The sequence below is a fragment of the Amycolatopsis sulphurea genome, from assembly GCF_002564045.1.
Taxonomy (GTDB): domain Bacteria; phylum Actinomycetota; class Actinomycetes; order Mycobacteriales; family Pseudonocardiaceae; genus Amycolatopsis; species Amycolatopsis sulphurea.
In genome coordinates, this window is the sequence record NZ_PDJK01000001.1 from 58,050 (window position 1) to 77,087 (window position 19,038).

Annotated in this window: 18 protein-coding genes and 2 pseudogenes; 7 read left to right on the forward strand and 13 right to left on the reverse strand. The window is 71.2% G+C overall.

The annotated features are described in order from the left end of the window. Positions 1–12 precede the first annotated feature (12 nt). The 3 genes and pseudogenes from ATK36_RS34110 to ATK36_RS34525 all read right to left on the reverse strand — a co-directional run bounded on the left by ATK36_RS34110 (position 13) and on the right by ATK36_RS34525 (position 1,972). Positions 13–144, reverse strand: a complete 132-nt coding sequence (locus tag ATK36_RS34110; RefSeq protein ID WP_281258975.1) for a hypothetical protein — start codon at positions 142–144, stop codon at positions 13–15. Next, a pseudogene (locus ATK36_RS00295) lies at positions 141–1,794 on the reverse strand (thiamine pyrophosphate-binding protein). The gene ATK36_RS34110 and the pseudogene ATK36_RS00295 overlap by 4 nt, the downstream one beginning before the upstream one ends. Then, positions 1,775–1,972: a hypothetical protein gene (locus tag ATK36_RS34525; RefSeq protein WP_211291751.1), complete on the reverse strand. Its 198-nt coding sequence runs from the start codon at positions 1,970–1,972 to the stop codon at positions 1,775–1,777. The pseudogene ATK36_RS00295 and the gene ATK36_RS34525 overlap by 20 nt, the downstream one beginning before the upstream one ends. A 243-nt stretch (positions 1,973–2,215) precedes the next feature. On the opposite strand from ATK36_RS34525, the gene ATK36_RS00305 reads away from it, so the two are divergent. Continuing rightward, the gene (locus tag ATK36_RS00305) at positions 2,216–2,887 is read left to right on the forward strand and encodes a response regulator transcription factor (RefSeq protein ID WP_170069524.1); all 672 of its coding nucleotides are present in this window, start codon (positions 2,216–2,218) and stop codon (positions 2,885–2,887) included. Beyond that, the gene (locus ATK36_RS00310; RefSeq protein WP_098509308.1) at positions 2,884–4,032 is read left to right on the forward strand and encodes a sensor histidine kinase; all 1,149 of its coding nucleotides are present in this window, start codon (positions 2,884–2,886) and stop codon (positions 4,030–4,032) included. Before ATK36_RS00305 ends, ATK36_RS00310 begins: the two co-directional genes overlap by 4 nt. On the opposite strand, the pseudogene ATK36_RS00315 reads toward ATK36_RS00310, so the two are convergent. Next, positions 3,989–4,297, reverse strand: a pseudogene (locus ATK36_RS00315) (3-hydroxyacyl-CoA dehydrogenase NAD-binding domain-containing protein); the annotation flags it as partial. The gene ATK36_RS00310 and the pseudogene ATK36_RS00315 overlap by 44 nt on opposite strands. 128 nt (positions 4,298–4,425) lie before the next feature. Between ATK36_RS00315 and ATK36_RS00320 the strand changes: the two are divergent. Then, complete coding sequence (locus ATK36_RS00320; protein WP_141544333.1) at positions 4,426–5,517, forward strand: tetratricopeptide repeat protein; 1,092 nt, start codon at positions 4,426–4,428, stop codon at positions 5,515–5,517. A gap of 456 nt (positions 5,518–5,973) precedes the next feature. On the opposite strand, the gene ATK36_RS00325 is transcribed toward ATK36_RS00320, so the two are convergent. The 3 genes from ATK36_RS00325 to ATK36_RS00335 all read right to left on the reverse strand — a co-directional run bounded on the left by ATK36_RS00325 (position 5,974) and on the right by ATK36_RS00335 (position 9,262). Then, a complete protein-coding gene (locus ATK36_RS00325) occupies positions 5,974–7,236 on the reverse strand; it encodes a ribonuclease D (protein ID WP_098509310.1) in 1,263 nt (420 codons plus the stop codon). Positions 7,237–7,307: 71 nt separating this feature from the next. Then, a complete protein-coding gene (locus ATK36_RS00330) occupies positions 7,308–8,024 on the reverse strand; it encodes a response regulator transcription factor (RefSeq protein ID WP_098509311.1) in 717 nt (238 codons plus the stop codon). Between the two features lie 674 nt (positions 8,025–8,698). Further along, positions 8,699–9,262: a DUF3000 domain-containing protein gene (locus ATK36_RS00335; RefSeq protein WP_170069525.1), complete on the reverse strand. Its 564-nt coding sequence runs from the start codon at positions 9,260–9,262 to the stop codon at positions 8,699–8,701. Between the two features lie 474 nt (positions 9,263–9,736). Between ATK36_RS00335 and hemE the strand changes: the two genes are divergently transcribed. The 4 genes from hemE to ATK36_RS00355 are packed head-to-tail and all read left to right on the forward strand — an operon-like array spanning position 9,737 to position 14,355. Beyond that, positions 9,737–10,810 carry a uroporphyrinogen decarboxylase gene (hemE, locus tag ATK36_RS00340; protein WP_098509313.1) on the forward strand — a complete coding sequence of 358 codons (1,074 nt, stop codon included), beginning with the start codon at positions 9,737–9,739 and terminating at the stop codon, positions 10,808–10,810. Next, on the forward strand, positions 10,807–12,216 hold the full coding sequence (gene hemG / locus ATK36_RS00345; protein WP_098509314.1) for a protoporphyrinogen oxidase: 1,410 nt from the start codon (positions 10,807–10,809) through the stop codon (positions 12,214–12,216). The genes hemE and hemG overlap by 4 nt, the downstream gene beginning before the upstream one ends. Positions 12,217–12,262: 46 nt before the next feature. After that, a complete protein-coding gene (gene hemQ, locus ATK36_RS00350; RefSeq protein ID WP_098509315.1) occupies positions 12,263–12,955 on the forward strand; it encodes a hydrogen peroxide-dependent heme synthase in 693 nt (230 codons plus the stop codon). Between the two features lie 14 nt (positions 12,956–12,969). After that, entirely contained in the window at positions 12,970–14,355 is a 1,386-nt protein-coding gene (locus ATK36_RS00355) for a CoA transferase (RefSeq protein ID WP_425427362.1), read from the forward strand. Here ATK36_RS00355 and ATK36_RS00360 read toward each other — a convergent pair. The 6 genes from ATK36_RS00360 to ATK36_RS00385 all read right to left on the reverse strand — a co-directional run bounded on the left by ATK36_RS00360 (position 14,306) and on the right by ATK36_RS00385 (position 18,977). Continuing rightward, positions 14,306–14,632: an SCO6045 C-terminal-like domain-containing protein gene (locus ATK36_RS00360; protein ID WP_098509317.1), complete on the reverse strand. Its 327-nt coding sequence runs from the start codon at positions 14,630–14,632 to the stop codon at positions 14,306–14,308. The two genes, ATK36_RS00355 and ATK36_RS00360, sit on opposite strands and share 50 nt — an antisense overlap. Continuing rightward, complete coding sequence (locus tag ATK36_RS00365; protein WP_098510213.1) at positions 14,629–15,429, reverse strand: MbnB/TglH/ChrH family RiPP precursor modification enzyme; 801 nt, start codon at positions 15,427–15,429, stop codon at positions 14,629–14,631. The genes ATK36_RS00360 and ATK36_RS00365 overlap by 4 nt, the downstream gene beginning before the upstream one ends. Continuing rightward, on the reverse strand, positions 15,422–16,363 hold the full coding sequence (locus tag ATK36_RS00370; RefSeq protein ID WP_098509318.1) for a TIGR04222 domain-containing membrane protein: 942 nt from the start codon (positions 16,361–16,363) through the stop codon (positions 15,422–15,424). Before ATK36_RS00370 ends, ATK36_RS00365 begins: the two co-directional genes overlap by 8 nt. 159 nt (positions 16,364–16,522) lie before the next feature. Next, the gene (msrB, locus tag ATK36_RS00375) at positions 16,523–16,951 is read right to left on the reverse strand and encodes a peptide-methionine (R)-S-oxide reductase MsrB (RefSeq protein ID WP_098509319.1); all 429 of its coding nucleotides are present in this window, start codon (positions 16,949–16,951) and stop codon (positions 16,523–16,525) included. 27 nt (positions 16,952–16,978) lie between these two features. Further along, entirely contained in the window at positions 16,979–17,284 is a 306-nt protein-coding gene (locus ATK36_RS00380) for a hypothetical protein (RefSeq protein WP_098509320.1), read from the reverse strand. A 64-nt stretch (positions 17,285–17,348) separates the two neighbouring features. Beyond that, positions 17,349–18,977, reverse strand: coding sequence for a serine/threonine-protein kinase (locus ATK36_RS00385; RefSeq protein WP_098509321.1), 1,629 nt, complete (start codon positions 18,975–18,977; stop codon positions 17,349–17,351). Positions 18,978–19,038 lie beyond the last annotated feature (61 nt).

A 19,038-nucleotide genomic window follows, 5' to 3' on the forward strand; every position in this document is an offset into this window, starting at 1 on the left:
GCGCGACGCAGCCTACAGCGCGGCATCCACTTCAGACTGTCCGGAGAGGACGCTGTGGTCCACGATCGCACCGGTGGCCGGATCGGTCAGCTCAAGCGTCCCTGGTGCGTCGGCTGTCGCGCCGTCGATGAAGTTGCTGATCACGGGTGATCCAGATGACTGGGGGCGAACATCTTCAGAACCGCCGGCAGCACGACGACGGACGGCCCCGGCGTACGCACGGCTTCGGCGAGATCGCTGCGTACGGTGTCGAGCGACGAGCGTCGGGCCGGGACGCCGAACGACTCCGCGAGCGCGACGAAGTCCGGCCTGGCCAGCTCTGTCGCAGTGGTCTCGCCGAACGCGTCGGTCAGGTACTCGCGAAGGATGCCGTAGCCACCGTCGTCGATCAGCAGCCACGTGACGTCGAGATTGTGTTGTACGGCGGTCGCCAGCTCCGACAGGCCGTACATCGCTCCGCCGTCCCCAGAGACGGCGAGCGCGCGTACGCCGGCTGCTGCGGCACCGAGCGCGCCGGGGAGTCCGTAACCGAGCCCGCCTGCACCCTGTGCGGTGTGGATCGGTAAACCGTCGGGATTCCACGCCGACCACGCCCAGTACGCCGCGATCGTCATGTCCCAGAAGGACTGTGTGCCTTCAGGAAGCGCCGCGCGCACGTCCTCGATCAGCTTCCGCTCGGCGGCTAGCGGCTGTCCGTCCAACCTGGACTCGACGCGGGCGAGGAGATCCTTGACGGCAGCTTCGGCGCTGCCGTCCACGGGACGCGCAGGAAGCTGCGGCAGCAGCGACCGCAACGTCGTCCGGACGTCGGCGTGCAGCGCGAGCGCCGGATAGTTGGACTCCAGCTTCCCGAGTTCGGCTTCGACCTGGACGAGCCGGCCGCGTGGAGCGAATTCCCGATAGTTGCTGGACAGCTCGCCGAGCCCGGAACCGAGTACCAGGAGCACATCCGCGTCGGCGAGGAACTCCGTGGTGTGCCAGTCCTCCAGCCACGACCGCGCGGAAAGCGGGTGGTCCCAGGCGAACACGCCCTTGCCGCCGAAGGTGGACACGACCGGCGCCCGCAACGCTTCGGCGAGTTCGCGCAGTTCGGCGTACGCACCGGAGCGCAGCGCGCCGCCACCAGCGAGGACTACCGGATTCTTCGCGCCGCCCAACACCTTCGCAGCTTCGGCGACCAGCTCCGGCAGCGGCTCCAGCGGCGGGGGAGAGGCTGTGACGGCGGTCAACGGCGGTCAACGGCGGCAGCGCGGCTTCGGCGAGCAGTACGTCCTCCGGGATCTCCACCCACACCGGGCCGTACGGCGCGGTCGCCGCGATGGTCCAGGCTTCGCGCAGCGCGGTCGGGATCTGGCTCACCGAGCGGACGACGTGCACCGACTTGACCACGTTGCGGAAACTCGCCTGCTGGTCGGGTAGCTCGTGCAGGTAGCCGTGCTGTCCGCCGCCCAGCCCGGCGACCGGGACCTGGCTGGAGATGCCGAGCACGGGCACCGACGCCGCCCGCGATTCCTGCAGGGAAGCCAAAGTGAGCAACGCGCCCGGACCGGTCGACACGATCATCGGCGTGACCGGGACGGCTCCTTCCGGATTCGCGGCCAGCCGGGCGCGCGCGTGTCCGTCTGCGGCGAAGGCGAGGTTGTTCTCCACTCGCGAGCCGACGACACGAAGACCGCCGGCTCGGCGAAGGGCTTCGAACAGGCCGAGCGCGTGCTGTCCGGGCAGGCCGAACACAATGTCCGCGCCGAGCGCGCGCAGCGTCTCGACGACAACGTCACCACCGATACGAGTCATGCGGACTTCCCCAGGACATCAGGCTCACGAGGTCGTAAGCGGCGTGGGATGCGGCGATCGCGGTGATCTCCGCCCGTGGCACCTCGTCCCGCCGCGGCAGCCGGGCGAAGTTCGCGAAACCGGCGTAACGCGGCACCGGTGACGAGTCGTGTGGGCCGACCGGGGGAAGATCACTCACCTGGGCAACTCCTGTCTCGTCGGAATGACTTCGGTCCCGGCCACACCGCAAGAATGCGCTCCGGCGTACGCGGCGTATCGAGGCCGACTGTGACGTATACGACCAGACTTGCCGCGGACCCGCCCGTCTTCGAGCATTTCGCCAACGTTCGCGGCACCCGGTCCCCAAGCCGGCCACGGCGTTTCCCCGAGTGTCCACTGAGGTCTCTCAGGCACTCTCAGGAAACTGTGGGATTGTGGTCTGGTGCGAGTTCTGGTAGTCGAAGACGAAGAGCCACTGGCCGATGCGATCGCCCGCGGGCTGCGCCGGGAGGGCATGGCGGTGGACGTGGCGCTCACCGGGGACGACGGACACGAGAAGTCCGCCGTCACCCGGTACGACGTGGTCCTGCTCGACCGCGATCTGCCCGGGATGTCCGGGGACGAGCTGTGCCGCGAGATCGTCGCCTCCGGCGAGCTGACCCGGGTGCTGATGCTCACCGCGAGCAGCTCGGTCTCCGACCGGGTGGACGGGCTGTCCCTCGGCGCGGACGACTACCTGGCCAAGCCGTTCGCCTTCCCGGAGCTGGTGGCCCGGGTGCGCGCGCTGGGCCGCCGCGCCACCCCGGCCGCGCCGCCGCTGCTCACCGCGGGCGACGTGGAGCTGGACCCGGCCAAGCGCACGGTGCGCCGGGCGAGCGGGCCGATCGAGCTGACCCGCAAGGAGTTCGGCGTGCTCGAGGTGCTGCTGTCCGCGGCGGGTTCGGTGGTCAGCAGCGAGGAACTGCTGGAGCGGGTCTGGGACGAGAACGCCGACCCGTTCACCACGACCGTGCGGGTGACCGTGATGACCCTGCGCAAGAAGCTCGGCGAGCCCGGCGTCATCGAGACCGTGGTCGGCTCGGGCTACCGGGTGCCGGTGGACGCCGCCGGGTGAGGCCGTCCGGCGCCCGGAGCCTGCGGGTCCGGGTCACCGTGCTCGCCACCGTGCTGGTCGCCGCGGCCGGGCTGCTGCTGCTCTGGCTGGCCTGGACGCTGGTCGGCGACGCGGTGGACGCGGTGCCGCACCTGCCGCCCGGCACCCTGGTGCGGGTGGACGGGGTGGACGTGGACGCCTCCACCCTCGCCCAGCACCTGCGTCAGCACGCGGTGAACCGGGTGCTGCTGTTCGGCTCGCTGGCGTTCTGCTTCGTCGTGGCCGCGGCGGCGATCCTGGCCTGGACGTTCACCTCGCGCGTGCTGCGGCCGCTGCGCGAGATCACCGGTACCGCGCGGCGGCTGTCGGTGGAATCGCTGGGTGAGCGCATCGGCGAGGTCCGCGCGCGCGACGAACTGGCCGAGCTGGCCCGCACCTTCGACGACATGCTCGACCGGCTGCAGGCCGCGTTCGACGCGCAGCGTCACTTCGTGGCCAACGCGAGCCACGAGCTGCGCACCCCGCTGTCGGTGATCCGGACCGAGCTGGACGTCACGCTGTCCGACGAACACGCGGACGAGGCCGAGTTCCGGCGGATGGCCGGCGTGGTGCTGGACGCCACGGACCGGGCGGGCCGGATGGTGAACTCCCTGCTGCTGCTGGCCCGCACCGACGGAGCCGGGCTGGTGGTCCGCGAACCCGTGGACCTGGCCACCGTCGTGGCTCGGGCCTGGGCGGCCGTGCGCGCCGAAGCGGAGCACCGCGGCCTGCGCGTCACGCTGGACACCCCGGCCGCGCTCACCGTCGGCGACCCGGCACTGCTCGAACGCATCGCCGGGAACCTGGTGGAGAACGCGGTGCGGCACAACGTCGACGGCGGCTGGATCGAGGTCGCCACCGAGGCCGGCGCGCAGTGGTCCACCCTGCGCGTGCGCTCCTCGGGCGGCCTGCTCGACCCCGCGGCGGTCCCGGAGCTGTTCGAACCCTTTCGCCGCGCCGGCGTGGCCCGCACCGCCCGCTCCGGCGCCGGCCTGGGCCTGTCCATCGTGCGCGCCGCGGTCCAGGCACACAGCGGGACGATCGCCGCGGAACCGGTGGTCGGCGGGGGACTGGCGATCACCATCCGCCTCCCGACGCCGGAGCACTCCGGTGCGGCGGGGCTCTGATCCCCACCTCGATCAGCCGCCGGAGGATCTTGTGCCCGGTTTGCGCGATCTCCCGCGCCAGCTTCGGATCCGCTATCCCCGCCACACCGGACAGATCCGCGCCGGCGGCGAACGCCCCGTCCAGCGAGACCAGGCCCTGCGGGCCGAAGGTGTTCGGCCGGGTGTGGTCGTGGCCCTTGCCCACAGTGCTCAGTGCGACCGGCTTGTCCAGACCAGACACGGTGACCAGGCGCGTGATCGCCCTGGTGACGACCTCGTCCGGGATCCTCCGCGGTGAAAGTCATGCCTTCGCCCCCCTAGTAGGCCGGTTTCGGGCGAGTGGGGCAGCGCACACTCCCGCGGAAGGTGGCCTGCGGCACACTGGTCCGAAGCGATCCGGACGGGGGGACGGCGATGGGGCTATTCCGGGCGAACAGCGCGCGCAAGCAGGCGGCCGAGCTGGCGAAGGTGCGCAAGGCGCTGGCCAAACGAGCCGATCAGGAGAGCCCGGACGCCATGGTGCTGCGGCACCGGCTGGGCCTCCTGCTGGTCGGAACCGGTGACTGGCCCGCCGCGGAGGAGCACTATACGGAGCTGGCCGAGGCCCAGGTCCGGGTGGCGGGCGAACAGGACCCGGGCACCCTCGGCGCGTGGGCGAACCTCGCCGTGGCCCGCGCCGCGCAGGGCCGGATCACCGCGGGGCTCGACCTGCTGGAGTCCACTGTGGAGCGTTATGCGGCCGTGCTCGGGCCCGGTGATCCCGCCACCCTGCAGGCGCAGGTCATGCTGTCGGAAATGCTTTCGCTGGCCGGGAATTACCCCGGCGCGCTGGCCGTGCTCGACCGGTATCACGACGGCTGCCGGGAGCAGTTCGGCCCGGCCGCGGCCGAAACCGTGGCAGCCGGGTTCCGGAAGGTGGGCGTGCTGCGCACCCTGGCCCGGTTCGAGGAGGCCAGACAGCTGCACGAGGAGCTGTCCGCGCACGCGAGCACCCCGGAGGAGCAGGACGAGGCCCGTACGATCGAGCTGCTGATCAAGGCGGAAAGCGGGAAAGCCCACGGAATCCGGCTGGCCGCCCGGCTGCACGCCGAACGCCGCCCGACCGCGGATTCGGTGGAGGTGCTCGCCACGGTGCTGCGGCGCGCGGGCGAACCGGCGGAAGCGGCTGTGCTGTACCGCTCGCTGCTCGCCGCGGCCCCGGCGGGGTCCCCGCGAACCTGGAGCCTGGCGGGCGAACTGGCGCGAGCGTGCCTGGAAAGCGGGGACCTCGACCAGGCCGAGCACCTCGCCGGCGGTCTTGTCGAGTCGACGGCCCTCCCCGGCGCGCACCCGCTCAAGCTGGGCTTCCGGGCGACCCTGGCCAGAACCGCCCGCGCACGAGGCCGGGATGAGGAGGCGGACCGCGAACTGGCCGCGGTGGTGGCCGGGCTGACGGAGGTGTTCGGGGCGGAGCATCCGGACACGGTGGAGGCGGCGGAATGGCTGCGCGAAGGTGCGGGCGGCTGAGGCCGGGGTCAGCTGGGCTTGCGCGTGGCTGATCGAGGTGTTCGATCTGAGCCTTCCTGCTGCCGTTGTGGCAGCGTGCCGGTGGGAGTGGCTGGGGACGCCGTCGAACCGGCAGGAGAGTGCGGGCTGCTGAGAAGGCGTTGGTGGCGCGCGGCCGATGGGGGCGCTCGCCCGAGCCCTCTCACCGCGGCTGCCGCAGTAGGCCGGCCCGGTACGCCGGCGAACTGCCGTGGACGGCTGAGATTGTAGCTGTGCCGAGACGGCGTCGGGCGGGCTTCGCGCCGCCGATCGAGGCGTTCGACCGGAACTTCCCACCGCGATTGCGGCCGGGAACCGCCCGTCGTGTTGTCCGGACCGGAGTCCCGGCACTGTCGAGCCGCTGCGGCGACTACGCCGTCGTACAGGTCCCTGGGCCGGCAGCATCCCGGGCGACCCTCAGGGCCGCAGAGACCGCCGTCAGGGAGCCGTACTGTGCAGCGCTTTGCTCAGCGCGCCCACAGTCAGCTCAAGCTGCCACGGCCGGGCGCCGCCGGCGCGGAGGGTCTCGGCGACGCTGTCCTCGGACAGGTCGGTGGGCGGTCTCCAGCAGGTGCGGCGGACCAGGTCAGGCAGCAGCAGGTTCTCCACCGGCAGCCGTCTTTCCTCCGCGATCGCGGTGAGGGCGGTGCGGGCCGCGGACAGCCGGGCGGCCGCGTCCGGGTCCTTGTCCGCCCAGCGGTTGACCGGGGGCGGGCCGTCGGAGGGCTGGGACGGCGAGGGCAGCTCACTCGTGGGCAGCGTCTTGGCCACCTGCAGGTGCCGCAGCCAGCTGGCGGTGTACTTGCGCTGTACGCGTCCGCTGAACACGGGCAGCGCCTGCAGCTCCTCGACGGTCTTGGGATCGGCCGTCACCGCGTTGATGATCGCGCTGTCCGGCAGGACACGGCTCGGCGCGCGGTCACGTTTGCGGGCCAGCTCGTCGCGGGCCTGCCACAGCTCGCGCACCATGGCGAGGCCGCGCGGGTTGCGAATCTTGTGTACCCCGGAGGTCCGGCGCCACGGTTCGGCTCGCGGCGGGTGTGGCGGGGCGGTGCGTACGGCCTCGAACTCCTGCCGCGCCCACTCCAGCTTGCCCTGTTCGGCCAGCTCGGCTTCGAGGGTCGCGCGCAGCTCGTTGAGCAGCTCGACGTCCAGCGCCGCGTAGTTGAGCCAGTCGACCGGCAGCGGCCGCTTCGACCAGTCCGCGGCGCTGTGGCCCTTTTCCAGGGTGTACCCGAGCAGCTTCTCCACGAGCGTGCCGAGTGCGACGCGTTCGTGGCCGGCCAGCCGCCCGGCGAGTTCGGTATCGAACAGCGAGCGTGGGTGCAGGTCCAGCTCGGCCAGGCACGGCAGGTCCTGGGAGGCGGCGTGCAACACCCATTCGGTGTCGTTGAGGACCGCGCGCAGCGGGTCCAGCCCACCGTCGAGCGCGATCGGGTCGACCAGCACCGTGCCGGCGCCCTCCCGGCGCAGCTGGACGAGGTAGGCCTTGGGCCAGTACCGGTAGCCGGACGCCCGTTCGGTGTCCACCGCGACCGCGCCGGTGCCGCCGGCCAGCCGCGCGCAGGCCTCGGCGAGCGCCCCCGGATCCTCGACCACCGGCGGGGTGCCCTCGGCCGGTTCGCGCAGAAGCACCGGCGGAGCAGTCGCCTCGGTGGTGGATTCGCCGGTCCGGGCTCCGTCCGCCTGTGCAGTTCCCATGGAAGACGACCCTACGGGACGGGCCGGCCGCGCCTGGTCCGCCCGCCCCGCAGGGATGTGGTCCGTCCTCGTCAGCGGATCACGCCGGCCCGCATCGCCAGCGCGACCATCTGCGCCCGGTCACCCGTGCCGAGCTTGCGCCCGATCCGGGAGAGGTGGGACTTGACGGTGAGCGCGGAGAGGGACAGTTCCTCTCCGATCTCCTTGTTCGACTGCCCGTCGGCGACGAGCTGCAGTACCTCCACCTCGCGCGCGGAAAGCTCGCGTGGGGTGTTGTCGGTGCCTGCGACCCGCGTGCCGGTCGCGAGGACCGGAGCCACACTCGGGTCGGCGTACACGCCACCCTCGAGCACCCGGCGGACGCCGTCGGTGACGACGACCGGCGAGGCCGATTTGAGCAGGTACGCCTGCGCGCCGGCCTGAAACGCGGAGCGCACCGCGTACGGGTCGTCGGAGGATGCGAGTACCACCACACGCGGCCAGCCGTGGCTGCGCAGCTCGGTCACGAGCTCGATGCCGCTGCCGTCCGGCAGTCCGAGATCGAGGATCGCCAGGTCGCACGGGCCGGTGGCCTGTGCTCGCGCCCTCGCCTCGGCCACCGTGGCGGCTTCGTGGACGGTGCCCGCACCCATCTGTGCGAGTCGTGCTGAGATTGCCTCCCTCAACAACGGGTGGTCATCGACCACCAACACGGAAAAAAGCTCTTCCCGCGGATGCGGAACCATGCTCGCCGGCAAAGCACCGGCTGGCGTGGATCGGACGGCCTGAGATAAGCCGACGGTAGCCACGTCACTACCTCCCTGGAGTCGGTCGTGCCCCCCGACCGGCACCGGGACCTTCGGCCGTTCAGCCGCGCCAGCTTTAGACCGAAAGTGGTGTCGTCCCAGGAACTGTAGCCGCCCGGACGCCATCGCGGGGGGATCGAACGGGTATCTATCCCGTGCGGTTGATTACGGAGCGAAGTCGCGTTAGCACGATCGGACCAATGATTGGCCTGTTGTTAACGGTTGCTCACAAAGGTGCGATGCACCTGGGTTACTGCTCGGAAAACGGGCGTGCAGATGGCCCGTGCAAGTGCCGATGCTTCCGCGCGTGCCCTGCCGGAGGGGCCTCCGGAACCCGGAAATGGCCCCTGGCCGGGGCAAGATCATTTTTCTTCATGTTTTGCCGCGGGGTTCGGCGCGGCGATCGGCGGCCCGCCGCCATCCGGGAGGGTGCGTCGGGGCTCCCGCGAAGCGGTGACCTGGGGTTTACCGACGGTGATCAATCGGGCCTCACGAACGTGGCGGCCGACACAGTGCCGCCGGTCCGTCCATCTGGGACAGACGTGAACGTCGCTCGGATCCGGGCCGTCCCGGGGCCTCCGGGGCCGTCCGGTCGAGCCCGCAGGGGGCCGCACGGGGGCCGCCGCGGGCGTGCAGGGGCACCCGGACATCGGACCGTCCGGGTGAATTTCGAAAAGTCAGGAGCTCTGGCGCTGCTCGAACAGCGTCACGCCGACTGGTGGCAGGCCCACGACACTGGCCATCACCTGGCAGAACGCGAATCCGTGCGGGCGCAACGCGCCGTCCAGTGGCGTCCAGGAGGCCCGCAGTTCGAGATCGTCGGTGCGGGAGGGGCCGGAGATGTCGCCGAACCGTGCCGAGGAGGTCTCGGTGACCGTGCCGCCGAGCGCCTTGTGGGTGGCCCCGGTGGCGTCGAGCGCCTCGGTGAGCCAGGACCAGCCGACCGCGGGCAGGAACGGGTCGGTGGCGAGCTCGCGGTCGAGTTCGGCCCGGACGTACATGACCATGCGCAGCACGCCGTCCCAGCCCTCCTGGCCGTCGGGATCGTGCAGCAGCACGAGGCGGCCGGAGGCCAGCACGTCGGCCGGTCCGGAGACCTCGCAGCTGAGTGCGTACGACCACGGCGCCAGCCGCTGCGGCGCCCGCATCGGCTCCAGCCGGATTTCCGGACGTGGCCGGACGGACTGCAACGCCGCGACGGCTTCGCGGAACAGCTCGGGCATTGGCGTCATCGCGGTCACGCTCCGACTTTAAGGCGGCGACACCCGGTTGCGGTCGCAGGCGCGCCGAGTGGCCCCTCCGCTCGGGCCAGAAGTCCGTGAAGGGCCCTTGACGGACTCTGGGCCAGGGTGTCGGCAAAGTCGGTGTGAGGGGCCATGCGCAGACTGCGGAGGTCCGTGAAGGTCTGTGAAGGGGCCCTTCACGGACTCTGAGTCTGTGAAGGGCCCCTTCACAGACCCGGGACAGGTCCGGCGCACAACGAGGTGGTCGCGCATCTCGAACACCTCCGCTTCGCCCGCTGCCGGGCGAAATCGACGACGATGGCAGGCGCCGTCGATGACGACGCGGCAACCACGGCTCACTCTGCTGATCACGGGTCCCCGGCCAACTTTGCCGGAACCCTGGAATCTGGGGCTGTGAAGGGTCCCTTCACAGCCCGTGTTCCGTGGCCGGGACCGCACCGCCCCCGCCGGTGCGGTGAGCGGCGTGGGAGCATGGAGTTCGTGCCTGAGCTTTCGTCTCTGTCCGTGGTCTCACCGGTTCGTCGTGCGCTTCCCGGGGCGCCCTTCCTCGCTGCGGCGCGGGGGGAGCGGCCGGCGCGGGTGCCGGTGTGGTTCATGCGCCAGGCCGGGCGGTCGCTGCCGGAGTACCGCGCGCTGCGCGAAGGCGTGCCGATGCTGGACGCCTGTTTCGACCCGGAGATGCTCGCCGAGATCACCCTGCAGCCGGTCCGCCGGCACGGGGTGGACGCGGCGGTCCTGTTCAGCGACATCGTGGTCCCGCTGCGGGCGGCGGGGGTGGACGTCGACATCGTGCCGGGTACCGGGCCGGTGATGGGCCGCCCGGTGCGCGACGTGGCCGCGGTCCGGGCGTTGCCGGTGCTTGAGCCGGAGCAGGTCGCAAAGGTCGCCGAAGGGGTCGGGCTGCTCGTGGAGCGGCTTGGCGAGACGCCGCTGATCGGCTTCGCCGGTGCGCCGTTCACACTGGCCAGCTACCTGATCGAGGGCGGGCCGAGCCGCAACCACGAGCACACCAAGGCCCTGATGCACTCCGAGCCGAAGCTGTGGCACGAGCTCGCGGCCCGGCTCGCGGACGTCGCCGCGACCTTCCTCCACGCGCAGCTCGCGGCGGGGGCCGATGCGATCCAGCTGTTCGATTCGTGGGCCGGCGCGCTGTCCGAGCGGGATTACCGCGAGTTCGTCCTGCCGCACTCCGCGCGGGTGCTGGAGGAGGTCGCGGGGTACGGCGTGCCCCGGATCCACTTCGGCGTCGGTACCGGTGAGCTGCTCGTCGCGATGCGCGACGCGGGGGCGGACGTCGTCGGCGTCGACTGGCGCGTGCCGCTCGACGAGGCCGTACGGCGGCTCGGCGGCGAAGCGGTGGTGCAGGGCAACCTCGACCCGGCGTTGCTGCACGCGTCCTGGCCGGTGCTGGAGGCAGAGGTCCGCCGCATCGTCGAGGAGGGCCGCATGGCGCGCGGGCACATCTTCAACCTCGGCCACGGCGTCCTGCCGAACGTGGACCCGGACGTGCTGACCCGGGTTGTCCAGCTGGTGCATTCGCTGTGAAACGGGTGGCCGTCGTCGGGGGAGGGATCTCCGGCCTGGCCACGGCGTACCGACTGCGTCGCTTGCTTGGCGAAGCAGCCGAGATCACGGTCTTCGAGAGCACGGCCGCAGTCGGCGGCAAGGTGCGTACGGCGGAGGTCGGCGGCGTACGTTACGACGTCGGCGCTGAGGCGTTTCTGGCCCGCCGCCCCGAGGTCACCGCGTTGATCGCGGAAGTCGGTCTGGAAGACCGCCTCGTGCATCCGACGAAGGCGCGCGCCAAGATCCATGCCGGTGGTTCGATACAGGGTCTTCCGCCGGGCACGGTGATGGGCGTGCCCGCGTCCGCCGAGGCTGTTGCCGGGGTGCTTTCCGAGAGCGGCCGTCGGACCGTGGAGAAAGAACCGTCGCTCGGGCCGGTCGAGCTTGGTGAAGGCGATCTGCCGCTGGGTCCGTTGCTGCGAAGTCGCTTCGGCGACGAACTGGTGGACCGTCTCGTCGATCCGCTCCTGGGCGGGGTTTACGCCGGGGGAGCGGACGGTCTGGGGCTGCGCGCCACGATGCCCGGTTTGGCGAAGGCAGTCGTCGACGGAGCGGCCTCGCTGACCGAGGCAGCCGCGTCGCTGCAGCCCAAGAATCCGAGTACGGCGCCCGTTTTCGGCACGCTTAGCGGCGGCCTGAATGTTCTCGTGCAACGGCTGTTGGAGTTGTCCGCCGCGCGTCTGCGTACCTCGGCGACACTGCGCGCGCTGACCCGTACGTCGTCTGGTTGGCGGCTCGACTTCGGAGCCGCCGCGCCTGCGCACGCGCCCGAGGACAGCCCCGCCGAGGCAGACGCGGTGGTGCTCGCGGTCCCCGCGCCCGCCGCGCGGAAGCTGCTGGACGGCGTAGTCCCCATCGCGTCCACTGCGTTCGGCGAAGTGGAGCTGGCGTCCATGGCCGTCGTGGCGCTCGCTCTGCCGCCAGACACGGCAATGCCCGACGCTTCGGGCATTCTCGTCGGCGCAGGGGAGCGAGACACAGACGGCGTGCCGTACGCAGCGAAGGCGTTCACCTTCTCCACCAACAAGTGGGCGCACTATGGCGAGCAAGGGGCCGTACTCGTCCGCGGGTCCGTCGGCCGCTTCGGCGAGCCGGGCGCCTTAAACGGCGACGACGCTTCGTTGATCGCCGTCGTACGCGACGACCTGGCGCGGCTCACCGGTGTCACGGCTGATCCGATCGACGTACTCGTCACGCGCTGGGGCGGAGGACTTCCGCAGTACGGCACCGGGCACATCGAACGCGTCGCGCGCATCGAGGACGCGGTGTCCGCTGTACCCGGCCTTGCTGTCGCCGGGGCCACCCTGCACGGCGTCGGCCTGCCCGCGTGCGTGGCAACGGCAGACGCTGCGGCACGTCGGATCGCCGCTCAGCTCACAGTGTGACGGAGGCGCTTGCCGCATCCTTCGCGTGCAGTGCCAGGATGGGTGTATGGCGCGGCTGAACTACAACGAGCTGAACGACACGATCCGCTACACCACCTGGTCGGTCTTCCGGATCGAGCCGGGCCGCCTCGGTGAGGACCGCGGGGCTGCGGGCCGCGAGACCGCGGAATACCTCGACGGGCTCGAAGCCAAGGGCGTCGTCGTACGCGGGGTGTACGACCTGTCCGCGCTGCGCGCCGACGCAGACTTCATGATCTGGTGGCACGCCGAGGAGATCGAACAGGTCCAGGCCGCCTACACCGGGTTCCGCAGCACGCCGCTGGGCCGCGCCGCGACGCCGGTGTGGAGCCAGACCGCGCTGCACCGGCCCGCCGAGTTCAACAAGAGCCACATCCCCGCGTTCCTGGCCGGCGAAGAGGCGCGCAAGTACATCTGCGTGTACCCGTTTGTCCGGTCCTACGACTGGTACCTGCTGCCCGACGAGGAACGCCGCAAGATGCTGGCCGACCACGGCAAGGAAGCACGCGACTACCCGGACGTGCGGGCCAACACCGTGGCCTCGTTCGCGCTCGGCGACTACGAATGGATCCTCGCCTTCGAGGCCGACGAGCTGCACCGCATCGTCGACCTGATGCGGCACCTGCGGGCCACCGAAGCCCGTCGGCATGTACGGGTGGAGATCCCCTTCTACACCGGCACCCGGGTGCCGCCGGCCGAGCTCGTCGCGGCCCTGCCGTAACCGCCGTGGACAACGTGCTGGCCGGGGTGTGGCGGACACTCACCGGCGGATCACTGCCGCCCGTTTCGCTGACCGGCGACGATTCCGTGCTGCCCGGCCCGTTCCGGGTGCCGACCGTGGCCACGGCGAGTGTCGCTGTGGCCACGCTCGCCGCCGCGGAGATGCTGCGCCTGCGAGGGATCGAACCGGGCACTGTGGCCGTCGACAGCCGGCATGCGGCTGCCTCGTTCGCCAGCGAGCGGTTGTTGCGGATCGACGGCAACCCGGGACCCGGCCCGTGGGGTCCGATCGCGGGCGACTACCACGCGGCCGACGGCTGGATCAAGCTGCATTGCAACACCTCCCGGCACGAAGCAGCGGTCTGCTGGGCGCTCGGGGTGCCCGCGACCCGCGAAGCGGTGGCGAAGACCGTTGCCGCGAAGACTGTGGCCGAAGTCGAGTCCGCGGTGATCACGGCGGGCGGAGCGGCCGCGTTCATGCGCTCACGCGAGGAATGGCGTGCCCACCCGCAGGGGCAGGCCGTCGCAGAGCTGCCGCTGGTGCAGCTGGAACGGATCGGTGACGCTCCGCCGCGTACGTTGTTCGAGTCCGCGCGTCCGCTCGGCGGGGTGCGCGTGCTGGAGCTGACACACGTACTGGCCGGTCCGGTCGCGGGCCGGGTACTCGCCGCACACGGTGCGAACGTGCTGCACGTCGGCGCCGCGCACCTGCCGCGGATCCCGACGCTCACCATGGACACCGGCCAAGGCAAACGGTCGGCGTACGTCGCGCTGGACACCGAAGGTGGCCGCGCGAAGCTGAAGAAGCTCATCGCCCGCGCTGACGTGCTGGTGCAGTCATTCCGTCCGGGCGCGCTTGCGCGGCTGGGGTTCGGCCCGGAAGAGCTTGCCGAGCTACGGCCGGGGCTGGTGACGGCCGATCTGTCCGCGTACGGCTGGACTGGCCCGTGGGCACGCCGACGCGGCTTCGACAGCCTCGTGCAGATGTCGTCCGGTATCGCCGAGGAGAACGCCGCTGACGCCCCGGCGCCGTTGCCCGTGCAGGCTCTCGACCACGCGACGGGCTGGTTGACCGCCGCGGCGGTGATGACCGCACTGCACCGCACGGTGACCGAAGGCGGTACTTGGCGGGCCCAGCTGTCGCTGGCGGGCACCGGTGCCTGGCTGGACTCCCTGGGCCGCACTGAGGCCACAGCCTCGGCAGCGGACTTCTCGGACCTGCTGGAGGACGTCGACAGCGACTTCGGCCGAATGACCCGGGTACGGATGCCAGGGGTACTGCCAGGCGCCCCACCGCAGTGGGATCACCCCACGCATCGGCCGGGTTCGGACACCGCAGTGTGGTCGCCGGTCAGTGCTGGAACCAGCGTCGGCGCGGCTTCGCCAGCTCACCCCGGCTGATCAGCCAGGTCGCGAACGCGTCGGCGTACTGCCCGGTGCGGACTTCGGTGGTCTTCGGGTGTTCGGTGGCGTAAGCGTCGAACAGCGGCGCGAAGCGCTCGCCGAGGGCTTCGGGCAGGTCTGGTCGCAGGTACGCGACGAGCCGGCGCCGTTTGTCGCGAAGCACGTCGGCTTCGACGCGTAGTCGCTTCGCGTCGAAGCCGGACGGGGCGGCCCCATCGGACAGCAGCGCTTCCAGCAGTTCCGCTTGCCGCGCCGCAAGTTCTTCGCGGCTCACGCGATCACCGCGCGCAGCGTGGACAGCTCGGCCGCAAGCTCGCGGTCAGTGGGGTAGTCGTCGTCGCGTTCCAGAAGGACTCCGGGTGGATCGGTCCTCCGGCACAGCTCGGCGAGCAGATCGAGCACTTCTGGACGGACGGGGTGAGCGTGCGTGTCGTGGTAGACGCCGTCGCGTTCCACACCGCCCGCCACGTGTACGTACGCCAGCCGCTCCCAGGGGATGCCGTCGAGGAACGCGACCGGGTCGGTGCCGATGTTGCGCGCGTTCGCGTACAGGTTCGCCACGTCGATGATCAGCTGGCATCCGGTGCGTTCGGTCAGCTCGGCGAGGAACTGTTCCTCGGTCAGCTCGTCCTCCGGCCACCGCAGGACCGCGGCGATGTTCTCCAGCGCCAGCGGCACGTCCAGCATCGACTGGGCGAGCCGGACGTTCGCCACGAGCACGTCCAGCGCGTCCCGGGTGCGAGGCAACGGCATCAAATGACCGGAATCGAGACCGCCCGCCCGGACGAAGCACGCATGGTCGCTGGCCAGCGGGGCGTCGAGCACCCGCGCCAGCTCGGCGAGGTGCTCCACGCGTGCGGTCTCCAGTGGTTCGGCACCGCCGAGGGACAGCGAGACCGCGTGCGGCAGCACCGGCATCCCGCGGTCCCGCAGTGCCTGCAGGCTCTCCGGAAGCTGGGGCGCGTGCAGGTTTTCCGCGACCACTTCGACCCAGTCGACACCCGGCAGCCGCGCGACCGACAGGTCCAGCTCGGAACGCCAGCCGAGGCCGACGCCGAGCCGCTCAGCCACCGCAGCCGCCCCCGCCGCCACAGGACGAGCCACTGCTGCACGAGGACCCGCCACCACACGACGAGCCGCCACTGGACGAGGATCCTCCGCCGGACGCTCCGCTGCTCCAACCCGAGGAGACCGGCGCGCTCAGCAGGGCCGTGCTCAACTCGTCGTCCGGATAGAACGCGATACCGGCGAGCGCGACGATCCCTGCGGCACTGGCGTACTGGAACGTCCGGCCACTGTTGGCCACAACCGCGTCGTCGCCTTCTTCGATGCTCTTCGCTTCGGCGCGCGCTCGCGCGACCATCGCGTACCCCGCCTTCGTCGGACGGCGTCGCTTACCTCCGTTACGGGTGGCGAAGGCGATGATCGTGAGTACCAACGCGAGCAGCAGCAGCCCGATCAGCCCACCGACCGGACGGTGCAGCTCGGCCCCGTTGACCAGCCGCACGATGCCGATCACGAGCACGGCCGCGTACGCGACTGCGATCCCACTGCGGAGACCACCGGCCCCGTCGCTGGTCGACAGCAGGGCGCGGCGCTTCAGGTTGCTCTCGATCGCGCGAAGCGCCGGCGCGACGTGCTTGGACTTGCGTACCTGCGCCGTCGTGGCGCCCGCACCCTTCGCCGCCAGATGCACGCTCCGTTCCAGCCTTGGCGCCTTCGGCGTCTTTCCGGCGGCGGTGATCCGCCCGGAACTGCTGACCCGCAGCCGATAGCTCTCCAGCAGCTTCGCGATCGCCGTGTCCACGGCCCGGTCCGCGCCGCCGGCGAGGTAGGCCAGCTCGTAGACGTCCTGCGGAGGCGAACCGTCGTCCGCCGCCGCGCCCAGCGGCCGTCGCCTGCTCAGCAGTGGCGGCCCGGCGATCCGCAGCACGAGCAGCGCGGCCAGCGCCAGCCCGAAGTACAGCAGGAATTCCGGACCCGAGATCCCCCATGGTTCGTTCAACGCAGGTCCCCTCTCGCGTCCGGCATCGACCTTAACCGTTCGGGCGAACCGAACATGCCGGGATAAATGACGCCGATCCGCGGCGCGGGGTTCCCCGTACTCGCGAAAACCGCCCTCCCCGCACTGGCGGAGAGGGCGGCAGGGGACTCGCGGTACCGGTCAGCCCTCGGCCTCCGGGACGAGCTTCAGCGAGATGGAATTGATGCAGTAGCGCTGGTCGGTCGGGGTGGCGTAACCCTCGCCCTCGAACACGTGCCCGAGGTGGCTGTGGCAGGACGCGCACAGCACCTCGATGCGCCGCATGCCGAGCGTGCGATCCTCGCGCAGCAGCACCGCGTCCGAGTCCGCCGGGTCGTAGAACGACGGCCAGCCGCAGTGGCTCTCGAACTTGGTGTCGCTGCGGAACAGCTCCGCGCCGCAGGCCCGGCATTCGTACACGCCGATGGTCTTCGTGTCGGTGTACTCACCGGTGAAGGGCTGTTCGGTGCCGGCCTGCCGGAGCACCGCGTACTCCTCCGGACCGAGCTGCGCACGCCATTCCTGCTCGGACTTCACCACACGCGGGGTGGTGCCGACCACGGGTTTCATACCTTTCACCTGTTCCACGTTACCTCGCTACCGGGAGAGGAAGGCGATCGTGTGGGTCGCGATGTCCCAGGCGGTGACCAGCAGCCCGAGCACGATGAGCACCACGAACAGCACCGAGATCCAGTACCGCAGCCCGCCGGTGCGGGCGCTGGACTCGGCGAAATCGGCCACCTGGTCGAGGCAGGCCTCCACGGTGAAGGTGGGCCCGGTCCGTTCCATCCGGTCGAGGTGGGCGGCGAACGCCCGGACCTCGGGATCGGCCGGGTCGAGCCCGATCAGATCGTCGTGGAACCGCGGGTTCCAGCCCGGCGGCACTGCTGCGCTCTCGGCCATACCCCCACGGTAAGCCCTGTACCCCGGTCGACGCACCGGCCCGCGCGCTGTGTCGCGCGGACGGTCACTGGCCGGATGCCCCGCCGGCGTCCAGCCGGGTGTCACTGTCGATCAGCATCTGCCCACCGGACTGGATCACCCGGTAGCCACGGCGGTTCCCGTCAATGGTGAGGTTCATCGTGATGGAGCCGTCCGCGTTGCCCCCGCCGCTGTCCGCGCGCGCGGACTCGTACCGGTTGATCTTGTGCCCTGACCAGTACTGCTGGAACGCGGACTGACTGCCGTACACGGCCTGCGCCGCCGGGGTGAGATGTGCCCAGTTGGCGCCCGGGTCCGCGAAGAAGCCGTTGGTGAGCAGCATCCCGGCCGCACCGTAGTCGGTGATCTTGCCTTCCGTCTGGGTCTGGCCCAGTGCTCCGTTCGGCGTGCTCGTGGTGGTGGGCGGCGCGGATGTCGACGGCGCGCTCGACGGCGTCTGCCCCTGCTGCGCCGTGGTGCCGCCGTTCGAGCCGCTGCTGTTGCTGAGCACCAGGAACACGATGACCGCGACCGCGACGACCGCGACGGCGCCACCGGCGAGCAGCACCATGCGGCGCTTGCCCGCCGGGCGTTGTGCCTGGCCGGTGGCGTAGTTCGGCGCGGCCGCGGACGGCGCCGGGCGCTGGGCCGCGGGCTGCGCACGCGGGGGAGTGGGCGGCGGGGCGGCCGGTGAGCGCATCGGCATGAACGCCGCGGTCGGCGTGCGAGGCGGGTTCGACGGGGTCTTCTGCGCCGGGATCGGGGCCGAGGACGGGGACTGCGGACCGGCCCCCACGCGCTGCCACGGCGGGGGCGGGCCGGCGCCGGTACCGGCGCCGCGGTTGCCCGACAGCAGCGGCGGCTGGGCCGGCTCACCCGTGGCGAGGGTGGCCAGCCGTTCCCGGGCCTCGGCCATGCTGGGCCGTTCGCCGGGCTCCGGGCGCAGCAGGCTCATCAGCAGCGCGGTCGCCGGGCCCGCCTGGGTGGGCGGGTTGACCTGGCCGTTCGCCGCGGCGTAGAGCAGCGCGAGCTGGTTGGTGGTGTTGCCGTACGGGGTCTGGCCCTCGATCGCCTGGTACAGCGTGGCGCCCAGGGCGAACACGTCCGAGCTGGGCACCGGATCGGCGCCGCGGGCCAGCTCGGGGGCCAGGTAGGCGGGGGTGCCGCCGATCAGGCCGGTCTGGGTGAGCGTCATGTCGCCGGCCGCGCGCGAGATGCCGAAGTCGGTGATCTTCGCGGTGCCGGTCTCGTCGATCAGGATGTTGCCGGGTTTGACGTCGCGGTGCACGATCCCGGCGCGGTGCGCGGCGACCAGTGCCGCGGCGACCTGCTCGCCGATCCGCGCGACCTGGCCCACCGGCAGCGGGCCCTGCCCGGCCAGCACCGCGGACAGGCTCGGCCCGTTCAGGTACTCCATCACCAGGCAGGGATCGCCGCCGTGCTCGGCGATGTCGAACACCACGATGGCGTTCGGATGCTGGAAGCGGGCGGCGTTCTTCGCCTCGCGCATGGCGCGCTGGCGCATGTTGTCGCGCTCGGCCTCGGACACGCCCGGCTGCGGCAGGATCTGCTTGATCGCCACGGACCGTTCCAGGCGCACGTCGACCGCGCGCCACACCACGCCCATGGCACCGCTACCAATGTGCTCGACGAGGCGGTAGTGCCCCGCGATCAGCTGCCCGGTGTCGATGGCGACCGCTCCTGACGAAATCCCGGTGAATCGTGTCCGTGCTCAG